This is a genomic window from Shewanella sp., assembly GCF_041630135.1.
Classification (GTDB): domain Bacteria; phylum Pseudomonadota; class Gammaproteobacteria; order Enterobacterales; family Shewanellaceae; genus Shewanella.
Map to the genome: position 1 here is coordinate 146,534 of NZ_JBFKLW010000001.1, position 13,370 is coordinate 159,903.

The 13,370-nt window shown below is 53.8% G+C and carries 9 protein-coding genes; all 9 read right to left on the reverse strand.

Translation table 11 applies throughout. From position 1 onward, the window contains the following. Positions 1-69: 69 nt before the first annotated feature. Positions 70-768, reverse strand: coding sequence for a molecular chaperone TorD (gene torD / locus ABYK60_RS00665; RefSeq protein ID WP_372869866.1), 699 nt, complete (start codon positions 766-768; stop codon positions 70-72). Continuing rightward, positions 765-3,254: a trimethylamine-N-oxide reductase TorA gene (gene torA / locus ABYK60_RS00670; RefSeq protein WP_372869868.1), complete on the reverse strand. Its 2,490-nt coding sequence runs from the start codon at positions 3,252-3,254 to the stop codon at positions 765-767. The genes torD and torA overlap by 4 nt, the downstream gene beginning before the upstream one ends. A 14-nt stretch (positions 3,255-3,268) precedes the next feature. Beyond that, complete coding sequence (gene torC / locus ABYK60_RS00675; protein ID WP_372869870.1) at positions 3,269-4,444, reverse strand: pentaheme c-type cytochrome TorC; 1,176 nt, start codon at positions 4,442-4,444, stop codon at positions 3,269-3,271. Between the two features lie 18 nt (positions 4,445-4,462). Then, positions 4,463-4,627 carry a periplasmic nitrate reductase, NapE protein gene (locus ABYK60_RS00680; protein ID WP_372869872.1) on the reverse strand — a complete coding sequence of 55 codons (165 nt, stop codon included), beginning with the start codon at positions 4,625-4,627 and terminating at the stop codon, positions 4,463-4,465. Positions 4,628-4,738: 111 nt separating this feature from the next. Continuing rightward, the gene (locus tag ABYK60_RS00685; protein WP_372869874.1) at positions 4,739-5,161 is read right to left on the reverse strand and encodes a CBS domain-containing protein; all 423 of its coding nucleotides are present in this window, start codon (positions 5,159-5,161) and stop codon (positions 4,739-4,741) included. Positions 5,162-5,221: 60 nt separating this feature from the next. Continuing rightward, on the reverse strand, positions 5,222-7,045 hold the full coding sequence (locus tag ABYK60_RS00690) for a GNAT family N-acyltransferase (protein WP_372869876.1): 1,824 nt from the start codon (positions 7,043-7,045) through the stop codon (positions 5,222-5,224). Next, entirely contained in the window at positions 6,996-7,838 is an 843-nt protein-coding gene (locus tag ABYK60_RS00695) for a UDP-2,3-diacylglucosamine diphosphatase (RefSeq protein ID WP_372869878.1), read from the reverse strand. The genes ABYK60_RS00690 and ABYK60_RS00695 overlap by 50 nt, the downstream gene beginning before the upstream one ends. A gap of 119 nt (positions 7,839-7,957) precedes the next feature. Beyond that, the gene (locus tag ABYK60_RS00700) at positions 7,958-11,671 is read right to left on the reverse strand and encodes a two-component regulator propeller domain-containing protein (protein WP_372869880.1); all 3,714 of its coding nucleotides are present in this window, start codon (positions 11,669-11,671) and stop codon (positions 7,958-7,960) included. A 113-nt stretch (positions 11,672-11,784) separates the two neighbouring features. Continuing rightward, positions 11,785-13,143: a YjiH family protein gene (locus ABYK60_RS00705; protein WP_372869882.1), complete on the reverse strand. Its 1,359-nt coding sequence runs from the start codon at positions 13,141-13,143 to the stop codon at positions 11,785-11,787. Positions 13,144-13,370 lie beyond the last annotated feature (227 nt).

The following is a 13,370-nucleotide window of genomic DNA, read 5'->3' on the forward strand; positions in this document are numbered from 1 at the left end:
CCCATGATTGAACCAGCCGGGTGAATCGGCTGGTTCAATGGTTGATGACAGACCTCGGGAGGATGTCGCTCAACCTTGCAAAAGCTCAGTATCGAGCCTGGCCCAGGCGAGGGTAAAATCGCCAAGGGCGCCATAGAGCGGGCTTTCAAGCTTGAGCTTGCCAAGCCTTGCATTGAACTCAGGCAGCCAGCTTAAGATGGCGTTTTCAACAAACGCCCGCTGGCTCTCCTCGTTTGCCGATGTGCACAGGTGCGCCATCAGCGCGAGGATCACCGCCAGATGATCGCTTGGCTCGCGAAAATCCGCTGCAAGGCCAAGGCCTGCCGAGCGCAGGTAATCAACCATCAGCTGATGTTTCTCGCCGTAAAGGCTCTTGGCGGTCTTATCATGACTCTCCGCATCATAACTCGTTGTCTCATTCCGATCTGTTTTGCCAGCATCGCCCAGATACAGGCTCGCGTAAGGCGCGGCGCAGTGCTCGGCGTTTTGCAAAAAGGCGCTGCAAAAGTCGGCGGCAAGCTCAAGACGGGCCTCATCCCCCTTAGCTTGACTGGCATCAGTCAAGGCCGATGCCATCTGTGCGGCGGCTTGGCTCAGCGCCTCCTCATGGGCAAAACTCAACCAAAAGTCGGCTGCGCCAGCAAGCTCAATAATGCGCTCACGAGTCAGTTCTTTGGCGAAGAGCGAGCTTAGCAGTTGCCATATTGAAGCTCGGATGGCATTCATTTCGCCTGCGGCAAATGGTTCGGACTGAGACATATTATTCATGACAGACTAACCTCCACCGGGCCTGTGAATGAGCTGACCTCGGGCACCTTGCCCACATATTTCTCAAAGTCCACCAGACAGGTGTAGGCCGCACAGGCCTGCGCCAGTTTGGAGGAGCCGATATCCATGGTCAGGGTGTTGGGGTCGCCAAAGGAGCAAAGGGCGCCGATTTCGCTGCCACCTTCTTTGCTGCCATCCTTGCCCACGGGGCCATACCAGGCGCCTTCGTGAATACGGATAACCCCTTTGGGGAAGCGCCTGGAAATCACGGCGCCGGCCAGCAGCTGACCGCGGTCATTGAATACCCTCACAATATCACCGTCTTTCACGCCGCGCGCCCTGGCATCTTCGGGGCTGATGTACACCGGCTCGCGACCCTTGACTGTGTAGGTAGCGCGGTACTCTTCGCTTTCGCACATTTGTGAGTGCAGGCGTTTGTCCGGGTGACAGGATTGCAGCCACAGGGGGTGCTTATCGCTGCCGGGGCCACCGTGGCTGCGCTCCTTTTTCTCCATCCACATGGGGTGGCCGGGGCAGTCATCGTAGTTAAAGGCGGCAATCTTGCGGCTGAAGATTTCAATCAGGCCCGATGGCGTGCCAAGCGGATTGATTTCAGGGTCGGCGCGGAAATCAGCATGGCGGGTCCACTCTGCACCTTCACCAAAGTGCACATAGCCTTCTTTCCAGAATGTAGCGAAATCCGGCATTGGGTAATTGGCCTTGTTGGCCTCACGGCACTCGTTGTACAGCTGCTCAATCCACTGCATCTCTGTCATGCCGCGGGTGTATTCCTGCTCGCGGCCAAGGAGCGCGGCAAAGCGGGTGAAAATTTCAAAATCGGACAGGCTGTCAAACAGCGGCTCTACCATCTTGTGCATTGCCAGAATACCGCGGTTGGCGTAGCTGCCGTACACGTCGATATCGTTGCGCTCAAGCGTGGTGCAGGCGGGCAGCACTATATCGCTGAAGCGGGCGGTGGCGGTCCAGTTCACATCTATGGTGACCACGGCTTCCAGTTTCCGGAACGCCTGCTTCATGCGGTTTCTGTCCTGATGGTGGTTCCAGGGGTTGTTGCCCGAGAACACCATCATCTTGATATCGGGGTAAGTCACCCGGCTGCCGTTGGCGTCGATGGTTTTGCCGGGCTCGAGGATGGCATCCACCCAGCGCGCCACCGGAATGGTGCTGCTGGCGCCTTTGAAGTCGTTGCTGTCGAACAGCGGCTTCTTACCTTCATCGAGGTTACGGGGGAAGGCGCCGGGGGCGGCCGCCGAAGTAGCCGGCACGCCGATGCTGGAGTAGTGGTGACCATAGCTGATACCACCGCCGGGCAGACCAATTTGCCCAATCATGGTGGCCAGCACTGCTGCCATCCAGTATGGCTGCTCGCCGTGCTGCTGGCGCTGGATACACCAGCCCATCATGATTTGAGTGCGGTCTTTCACCATCACCCTGGCGAGGTCGCGAATGGTTGCTGCGCTCACGCCGCAGATGGCTTCGGCCCACTCAGGTGTCTTGGGAGTGTTGTCGGTTTTGCCAAGCAGGTAAGGTAAAAAGTTCTCAAAGCCCAGGCTGTAGCCCTTCACAAACTCGGCATCATACAGCTTTTGCTGATACAGCTCGTAAGCGATGGCGAGCATCATGGCTACGTCGGTCTGGGGGTTGATATACAGCCGCTCGCAGCCAAGGTAGGCCTGGGTTTTGGTTTCCACCGGGTCGATACTGATGACCCGGATTTCCCCCTTGGCCACTTTTGCTTTGAGCTCTGCCAGATAAGCATAGGACTCATGGGTCTCTGCGTTCCAGCCCACCTGCAGGTTTTTCACCGGATCGTTTGACCACAAAATCAGCGTCTTGGTGTTTTTCAAAATCAGCGGCCAGGATGTGCCCTGGGCATACACTTCAGTGGAGCCGAGCACATAGGGCAGAATGGTTTGGCCGGCGCCGGTAGAGTAGTCGCCCACCTTTTTGACGAAGTTACCGTGCATGCTTACCGCGCGCTGCATATGGCTGGTGGAAGAATGTAGCTGACCGGTGGCGCGCCAGCCAGTTTGGCCGGCGTGCAGGCCGCTTGGACCATACTTGGTCTGGATTTCATCCAGCGACGCTTTGAAAAGCTCCAGCGCCTCGTCCCAGGTCACCCGCACAAAGCGGAAGTCGCCGCGCTCAGCTGTATTGCTCTTGTGGCCGTTCTTGTAAAAGTCGAGCCTGACCATGGGATAGCGAATACGGGATGGGTTGTACACCAGGCCCTTGATGCCGTTAATCATATCCGTTGGATACTTGTCCAGCTCGAAGGGCTTAACCTCGGCAATCACGCCGTTTTTACGGCGAATTTTAAAGGCGCCGAAGTGACTGCCGGTGGTGAGCCATTCGTCACGGCTCCGTGGTGAAGCCAGTGCATTGAGTGGGCTTAACAGACTGGTGCCGCCGATGGCCATACAGGAGGCTGACATCAGGCCCTTCAAAAAATCACGTCTTTTCATCTGCATGTCTCCCCTTAGTGGGCATCTTTGTTAAAGGTGGCTGAGTGTTCCTGCAGGTACTTCTGTACCAGCGCCTGGGTGTCCTGATCCATGTTGACGAAGGCTAGCATGCCCTGGAACATGCCCGGCCAGGTGTTGGCATCGAAGTGGGCTTCTTCCGGCTGGGTGTGACACACGCTGCAACTGCTGCTGTAGGTGGTTTTGGCGTAGCTCCACAGCGGGGCTATGTCGCCAAGCAGGTAGTCGGCATCGGTCCAGATATCGGCCTCAATTCGCTCCCACATCAGGCCCGTCATGGGGTCCTGTTTTTCTTCAAAGGTGCGGATAAGATCCGGCGTTTTGGCGGCGTCCAGTGACAGCTGAGCCGAGAGGATGTTGACCCCGAAGTCGAAGTAGATCACCCGTCCTGCACCCACACGCTTGCGCCAGCCTTCGATGGCAACTTTCACCCGCTTACCGCTGGTTTCCAGCACCTTGACCTTGGTGGCCACGTTCAGGGTGCCCGCTTCTTCGGAGGTGGTGGCATCAAGATATAAAGGCTTGGTCAGGGCACTGAAGTAGCTTTCGCCCACACTTGGGGTTACGCCGCTGCCCACTTCGGCAATCAGCTCAGGCGCACGGGCTGTGCCCATCTCGGGCAGCTGGTGGGCAATGCCCTTGTGACAATCGATACAGGACTGGTCGATTTCGGCGGCGCGTTTCATTTGCTTTTGCGCCAGCTGTGACATAGTTTCCCATTTCATCGACTTGTAATCGTGACAGTTTTTACAGGCAAGGCTGTTGTCTCTGTCGAAACGTTTCCACTCGCGGCTCGCCATTTCAAGACGCTTGGCCTCGAATTTTTCGTCGGTATTCACTGTCTGGAACAGCCAGCCCCACACATCGTGGGACGCCTCCATCTTGCGGGCGATTTTGCGGCTCCAGTCGTGGGGCACGTGGCAGTCTGGGCAGGTGGCACGTACGCCAGAGTGATTTGACCAATGCACAGTCTGTTGCAGTTCCTGATAGGGCTTGCTTTCCATGCTATGGCAGCTGATACAAAATTCTTCGGTATTGGTGGCTTCCAGCGCGGTGTTAAAGCCGCCCCAGAACACGATACCTATGATAAAGGCGCTGATGGCAATAAAGCCCAGACTCAGGGAGAGTGCGGGCTTACCGAGGGTTTGCCATAAAGAAGAGAACCATTTCATATGCAATATCCTCAATGATCAGTGGGGTGCAACACCGGTGACGGCCTGGAAAACCCAGAGCGCCAATCCGTAGAGGCTGATGAAGGTGACAGTAAGTGCTGGAAAAAGCAGGAAAACAATAAAGCCTAAGCCCTTAAGCTCCCGGCTTCTGTTCTCCTTGGTGGATTGACTGGGGTGTGACATGGACGCATCTCCGTTTTTTTGATGCGTCCACTATAGGAAAAGGTTGTGAATGGCCTTGCGGGCGGGCGTGAATGGGTTTTGACAAATTATGTAAAAATATGAACAGAATGCTCAGGGGCGACGGCCAAGATGGCTGTATGCCCTGAGCAAATCCTTCCAGGTGATAATGCCGACCAGCTTGCCATTTTCCAGAACCGGCAGTGAACCTATACCGTGTTCCAGCATCGACAGGCTGGCGTCATCCAACGACTTGTGGGGCGCAATGGTCACAGGCTCGCGGGTCATGACCTGATGCACCCTTTTTTGCAACGTTTCCTGATCGCGATTGGTCTCGCCGATGGCACCAATGTGAGGGCTGATGGCGCGCAGCAGATCCCGCTCCGACAACATGCCGGCCAGACTGCCGTCTTCATCCACCACCGGCAGGTGATGAAAACTCGCCTGATCGAAGATTTCCTTAACCAGCACCAGGCGGTCGTCCATTTCGATGGTCACCAAGCGGGTGATCATGATATCGGCGATGTTCAGTTCCATAACCCATTCCCGAGAAATCCCGTTTCTCTAGGTATATCAGACTCCTTGCACATGCGCGAGTCAGGCTTGGGTTGTTTTCGACCCACACGGGTTCTGTGCGCATTGCTGATGAGCACCAATATAGCGTTCATGTTTCTTCGGCTTCAGCCTGGTTAAATCCACCCGCACCAGGCCGTCGATGCAGTGGTTAAAGTCGGGGTCGACACCGAAATCGGCGAAGCTCACGCCGCCTTCGCTGCACAGGTCACTGTACTGCTTGTACAGGGTTGGTACTGCCACTCCCATGCCCGACAGGGTATGCTTAAGGCGCTTGAAAGCCTCATCTTCGCTGAGCCCCTGATAGAGACTATCCAGGGTTTCACGTCGCTCCAGCGAGATACGAAATGGCTGTTTGGCGCGTGCCATGGGCTCAGCTGTGCCATAAAAGTGCTGATAGAAATGTACCAGCATCTCCCTTGCTGCCAGCGGCATCTGGCCACTGATGGAAACCGGGCCAAACAGGTAGCGATACTGGGGGTGGCGGGCAATAAAGGCGCCGATGCCAAACCAGAGATAATCCAGGCTGCGCTTGCCCCAGTATTTGGGCTGCACAAAGCTGCGGCCAAGTTCCAGACCCTGGGCAAAGCAGGGGGCAAAGGCGTCGGTGTAATCAAACAGGCTTTGGCTGTACAGACTTTGACTGCCCTGAGTCTGATGCAAAGAGGCGGCGCAGGCAAAGCGGTAAGCGCCCACTATCTCCAGCGCACCGCCATCCCAGAGCACCAGATGAAAATAGTGGCTGTCGAAGGCATCGATATCGCGGCGCTTGCCGGTGCCTTCGCCTACGGCTCTGAATGCCACTTCCCGCAGGCGGCCAATCTCGCGCATGATGGGGCTGGCCCCTTTGTGGCGGTAGAGGTAAATGCCTTTGCCATCGGCGGTTTCACCCAGACGCTCGCATTCATCCAGCGCCGCTTTCAGCTCGGCCCGGCACTCGGGCCTGGCGATGGGGCTTTGGGTACGAAACAGCGGTGGGCGGTTTTTGCCGATGCGGTATAAATGGTTTTTCAGCAGGCTCACCATGGTGGTGCGGTCAAAGTCGTTGGCTCTCAGGGTATCGAGCGCAATCAGTTCACCAATGCGCATAGGCATGGTGCGCTGTTTTTGGCGGAACATCTCCTTGACCAGCAGCAACGTAGAAAGTGGCTTGTAAATCATGGAGGTACCGTAAAAAGTAGCGGAGTTGCGCGCATCGGCATACATGGGCAGCAGTGGTGCATCGCAGGCCTGGGCGATTTTTAAGAAACCGGATTGCCAGCGGGTGTCGCGCACCCCGTTCGGGCGCAGACGTGACACTTCCCCTGCGGGGAATATCAGCAGTGCGCCTTCGTTTTGCAAATGACGGTGAATGGCCTCCAAATGCTGTTTCGGCGTGCCGCCACCCATGTTGCGTACCGGCAGTAAAATCGGGTGCAGCGGCTCGATCGCCATCAGGATTTCATTGGCCACGACCTTGATATCCGGGCGAAGCTCTCCGATGAGTTTGATCATTGCCAGCGCATCCAGTGAACCTATGGGATGGTTGGCAAAAATCACCACCCGGCCTTTGCGGGGGATGTTATCTATGTCGGCATCGGGCACGCTGAAGCTGAAATTCAGTGTCTCCAGCACTGCGCCGGCAAAGTCCACGCCGCGCAGAAAACCGAACTCAGTGGCGATGCGGTTACATTCTTCTTCATGGAGCAGGTATTTGAGGGCCGCGCTGACCGGACGCTTAAGCCAGCTTTTGCCTGAGAGCTTGGGCAGGTGGTTGTCTATCAGATTATCAACGGTAAATATCATGACGGTTCCCGTATCAGGCGACCCGGCGAGGGGTCTTGGTGGCGAGCAGGATTTCCTGTTCAAGCTCCAGGCGATGGGCACCGTGGTTCCACCGCAGCAGCTGGAAGTTGCCCTGTTGCGTTTCGGCAATCAGGGTGGTGTTTTCCACCCAGTCACCTGTGTTGGCGTAAATGCGCTGGTTGCTTTCAGCCAGCGCTGGCTGGTGGATATGGCCACACACCACCATGTCGCAGCCCTCGGCGGCGCAGTAACGCAGTGCGGCATCGCGGTATTTGCCAATGGCCGCCTGAGCCTTGCTCACCCGTGATTTCACGTAGCCAGCCAGTGACCAGTAGGGCAAACCCAGGTGCCTACGGGCTTTGTGCAGGGCTCGGTTAGACCACAGCAACAGGTCATAGAGTTTGTCACCCAGACGGGCATGGAAGCGGCCAATAGCGATTTCAGCATCAAACTGATCGCCATGGATAACCCGAACTTTGAGGCCCTGACGGCTTACATGGTCGTGAAACGCACTGATATGGATACCGCGAAGCAGTCCGCCCTCAAAGCGGCGGAACCATTCGTCGTGATTACCCGGCACGTAGACAATTTCAACCCCTTGTCCGGCCAGCATCAGCAGCAGTTCCAGCACTTTTTTGTGACTTTCCGGCCAGTAGCTGCGCCGCTTCAGCGCCCACAGGTCGACAATATCGCCCGCCAGCACCAGTTTGTCGTAATGGTAAGACGATAGCAGGCTCAGCAACGCTTCAGCTTTGCAGTCAGGGGTGCCAAGGTGCAGGTCGGAAATCCACAGGCAGTGAAAAGTGCCCAGTGCGCCGCCGGGCCGTGTTCGGCGGGGCTTTGAGAATTGAACCATAGTGACTCCAGACACCTTAGATGCAGGCAGTCTAGGCCTTTGGCATGATCTTGATATGACATGGAAATGACACAGTGATGACAGTCGGCGCTGTGCTGATTAACTGAAAGGGCTGGTGTTTAAATGCAAATGCCGTCAGATGAAGGGGCCAGTATCTGGCAGGGAAGTTCAATTGTAAAATGTGCACCTTCCCCAGGGGCAGTTTGCAGGCTTATTTTACCTTCCAGCACCTGATGCACCAGATTGTAAACGATGTTCATCCCCAGGCCGCTGCCGCCTTTGCCTCGTTTGGTGGTAAAGAAGGGAGTGAATATCCGGTTTTTCACGTCTTCACTCATGCCGCAGCCGTCATCACGGTAATCGATTGTAATTCCCGTTTCTGAGCGCTTTATTGTCAGTGTTAAATTCCCGGACTTTCCCTGCGGGAAGGCGTGGATGATGGAGTTGTTAAACAGATTACTGATGATTTGATAGAAAATGCCCGGATTGCTGTTGATATAGAGATTAGGCTGGCATTCATAACTGTAATGATGCCCTGAGCGGGAAAGCAAAGGATTGAGTGACACAAATATTTCATCCACATACTGGCTCAGGTCGAACTCGCGCAGCTCTTCGTGTGATTGATCCACTGATACTTTTTTAAAGCTGCTGATAAGTTTGGAGGCGCGTTCCAGATTAGTGCGTATCAGCTTACAGCAATCGTTGATCTCTTGTTGATATTGAATGAAGTCGGTTTCATCGGCTTCACCATTTTCAAAGGCCGCAGTGAACTCCCGGACTCTGTCTTCCAAATGCGAAGCTGCTGTGACTGAAATGCCAATGGGGGTATTGACCTCATGGGTAATGGATGCAACCAGGCCACCAAGGGTAGCCATTTTTTCTTTATCAATCAGTTCATCCCGGGCCTGACTCAATTCTTCAAGTGTTTCTTTCAGCTCATCGTTTTTTTGGGAAAGCTCACGGGTTCGCTCTGCGACCCTGTGTTCAAGCTCGGCATTGAAACTGCGCAGTGCTTCTTCTGCTTCTTTGAGACGCTGAATGTTTTTAATGGTGCCCATAATGCGATTGGGGCGTCCCTGTTCATCGCGGCTAATCACCTTGCCATGGTTGAGCACCCATAACCATTTATCGTCTTTTACCCGGCCCCGATAACTTATTTCAAACTCGTCCTCTCCCCGATAGAGACAGTTATCAATGCTCTCTTTGGTCAATTGCAAATCGTCTGGATGAATGACTGATTTCAATGTGTCCTCAAGGTCGGATTCGTGCTCGGGGTACAGCATAAAACTGTTGGAACGGGTCAGGCGTTTTTGGTCAATTTCCCAGTCCCAGAATTCGTCCCCGCTGCTCCATAGTGCTTGCTGAAGCCGTTGTTCGCTGACCGCTATTTTACTCAGCATCGCCATTTTTGAGTGGTATTTTGACAGACTCATATACACAAAGACGCCCAGAACGGAGAGCAGACTCAAGGCATATAAGCTATAAGCCCACCAGGTTTGCCAGGGCGCGGGAGCGATTTCAATATCGAGTGCGGTGATTGGGCTGTGCTGACCATCGATGTTGGTGGATTTTATTTCAAATCGATAGCGACCGGGGGACAGCCCGGTAAAGCTTGCCAATTGCCCTTTAAAGTCCCTGATCCAGTTATTGTCTAACCCCTGCATGCGGTACTGGTAAACCAGTTGTTTACTGTCTGCCAGTGCAGGTGATTGGTAACCAAAAGAAAACAGCGTTTGTTTATGATTGAGTTGCAGCATGGGGGAGCCGTTTTCGATGTGAGTCAGGGGCTCCATGGGGGTGGATTGATTGAGCAATAAAAAATGCGTAATCAAAGGCGGGAAAGGAGCCCGTCTTTGAGGCAGTTCATTCGGATTTACATGGTTAAAACCATTGATACCACCAAGATAAACACTGCCATCTTTATCGATAAAGCCAGCACCAAAATTAAACTCGTTGTCCTGTAAGCCATCCTCCTTGGTGAAACTGCGCAGGCTGCCGTCCCGGGTATCTATTATGCTAAGACCGGTTGACGTTCCCACCCAAAGCCGGTGCTGTTTATCCAGGACTGACAGGTATGCCACATTGCCAATAAGGCCGTTTTCCTGAGAGTAGTGCTGTAACGCCAATGTCTGGGTGTTGATAGAAAACACGCCATTGTCAGAGGCGACCCATAAGTTATTGTTGGTATCAAAATGGATGGAGAACAGGTGGTTACTGGGCAGAGCAGGGGATGAATTGATATTGAAATGGCGTGCGCTGCCTTGCTTGTCCAGTCTCGCCAGGCCGCCGCCATAGGTAGATATCCAAAGGTTGCCCTGGCTATCTTCGGCCATGCCCGTTACCTGATCTTCAGGAAGCTGTTTGCTGCCATAACGGTCGATGGATTCAAAGGTCCCTGTTGCTCTGTTTATGCGGCTGATGCCGCTATCGAGCGTAGTTACCCAATAATTCTTATCACTATCGCGGAACAAACTGTACAGAGTGTTGCTTGGCAGGCCTGTGCTGTCATCGGGATCTGACTGAAAATGTTCAACAGAGCTGCGCTGTGCATTGGCAATGACAAGCCCAAGCCCCCGGGTACCAATCCACAGATTGCCATCATCATCTTCATCAATGAAACTGATAAATCCCTGATCGAGACCTGAGAACGGTAAACCATGTGGTTTGAAACCTGTAAGCTGGCCGTCTTTTTCGACAGCCCTGACCAATCCGCCGGTGGAACCTATCCAAAGCTGGTTTTGACTATCCCGAAAAATGCTTCTTATATCGATGTTTTGCAGATTATTGTCAGAGAATGTCTGACCATCGACATGGCCAAAACTTGACGCGCTAAGCATTAGCCTGGATACACCGGCATTGCGGGTGCCTATCCACAGCAGTCCATTCAGATCCGGCCATAAGCGGGTAAGGTTTTGGCTGCTTAGACTGAGATGGTCGCTGGGGGAGTGTCCGTGAATTTTCACCGTATTTTGGTTGGGATCCAGCTGTGCCAACCCGCTGCCGGCTGTGGCAATCCACAGTGTACCGGCAGAGTCTTGAACAATATCGGTAATGGTATCGGTAAGCATACCGGTGGGAAAATACTGCTGATAACTTTGCAGCGTTTGAGTCTCACTGTCGTATCTGAAAAGCCCCCTGTCCGGCGTACCCAGCCACAGGTAACCGGGGGTTGTGGCTTTGATCTTGGTTGCGTCTATGCCGTTAAGTGGTTCAGGCTTGCTCAGCTTGCCATCATGACTGATGTGGGAAATACCCGTAGGAGTGTTCAGCCAGAACCCGCCAAGCTTATCTGACACCAGTGCGCTGATATGCTGGTCGATGAGTGCGGGGGTTGAGAGGCTGTCGAGTGTGCGGATGACTTTGCCCGTTGAAGGCGAAAATACCAGTACGCCGGATTTGCTGGTGGCAAGCCACAGATTGCCCTCGGCATCTTCCGCGATGCCACTGAAGCTTACATCTGGAATGCCGGCTTCGGCACCAAAAATCGAGAAATCGTCGCTGTCATAGTGATAGCGATTCAAACCGGCATTCTCGGTTAGTAGCCACAGTTCCCCTTTGGCTGACACATACAGAGCGGTAATATCGTTGGCAGAGGGGCTCTTGGGCGAGTCATGTGAGCTGTAGACCCGGAAAGACTGACCATCGTAACGATTCAATCCTGCCTGAGTTGCTATCCATAGGAAGCCCCGCTCATCGGTGACTAAATCGTTGACCGTGTTCATCGACAGACCATGCTCAGCCTCCAACGTCTGAAACGTCGGTTTATAACCGTACGCTTGGGCGCAATACAAGACGCCGCAAAAAATGAGCAGAGCGGATTTGGTCAGCTTCACACAAGAAACCCTTTGAATAAGTAGTTAAAGTGTAGAAGCTGATTGAAAACATGCGAGTTTCAGCTAAGAAAAAACCGGCCTGAAACGCCGGTTTTTTCACCGCTGACTTTGGGTCAGAACAGCAGGTGCGCGACTCCCGCAATAACCGGCAAAGTGACCAGGGTACGCAGAATAAAAATCACGAACAATTCAGGCAGATTGACCGGAATGCGTGACCCAATCAGCAGGGCACCCACTTCACTCATGTAGATAAGCTGAGTGACTGACAGAGCCGCAATGACAAAGCGGGTGATATCTGACTCAATGCTGGCGGCCAGAATCGAGGGAATAAACATATCGGCAAAGCCCACCACAATGGTCTTGGAGGCAGCGGTCGCCTCGGGGATTTGCAGCAGTTCAAGCAGTGGAATAAAGGGCATTCCCAGATAATCAAAAATCGGGGTGTATTCAGCCACAATCAGTGCCATGGTACCAATGGCCATAACCACAGGAAGTATGCCCAGCACCATATCGGCCACATTTTTAATCCCCTCGATGAGGGTCTCTTTTGCACTGCCACTGCTGGCAGCTTTGGCAAGTGCCCGGTCATAACCCCAACTCAGAGCGCTGTGGCCAGCGGGGATGACTTCATCGTCGGGGTGGCGTGGACTGCCATCGATATAGTTGTCTTTCTTCCAGCGCAGTGGTGGCAGTTTTGGCACCACAATGGCCGCCACTATGCCTGCCAGACATACTGTCAGGTAGAAAGGTACGAACATGGCTTCCAGCTTCACCTGCGAAATCACCACCAGCGAAAAGGTAATGGATACGGCAGAGAATGTGGTGCCAATTACCGCAGCTTCACGGGCAGTATAGAATCGGCCTTCATATTGTTTGCTGGTGAGCAATATGCCTACGCTGCCATCACCAAGCCAGGAGGCCATGCAATCGATGGCACATCGGCCGGGCAGGTTGAACACCGGGCGCATGATCTTGGTCAGCAGAGCGCCCAAGAGTTCCAGCAGACCAAAATTCAGCAGCAGGGGTAACAATAAACCGGCAAAAATAAACACACTTAGCAGTACCGGCAATAAATCATTCAGTACCAAACCACCGGTATTGCCGGAAGTAATTGCTTCCGGACCCATGCCGGCAAATGTCATGACAATGAATATTGCGCCGAGAATTCTGATAACAAACCACATGGGGCTGACAAGCAGCAGGCCGCTGAGGAATCCATTTCCGGTTACAAAGGCGGGCTTGAATAACCTGGCCAGAATCGAAGCTGCTGTGGTCAGCACCACCAGGGCTGTCACCAATGCTGTTGCGCTGTCACTCAGGGCGTTTTGCAGTGCCTTGGCGATGATGGCAATAGGAATGGTAATGGCATCCTGATAGCTGATGGGGGTCATAAACAGCAGAAGGCCAATGAGAGACGGGACGATAAAGGTCAATATTGTCCGAAGATTATGATTTTGTTTTTCTGTAGCCACGGTGTGAGCACCTTAACCTGTTACATGTTAGCCCAGTGGCCCTGTCCGGAGCCTTGGCCTTGCCATAGTGCGACGCCAATTGCATGTCCATGCAGGTCGAAAATCGACGAGGGGCAAGATTACTCCCAACGGGCGGCGCTGTAAAACGATTCACGGACCAGATTGCTCAAGTTTGACCCAAAGCATAGTTATTGACCGGAATTGACTGGATATAGCTTAACGCCAAC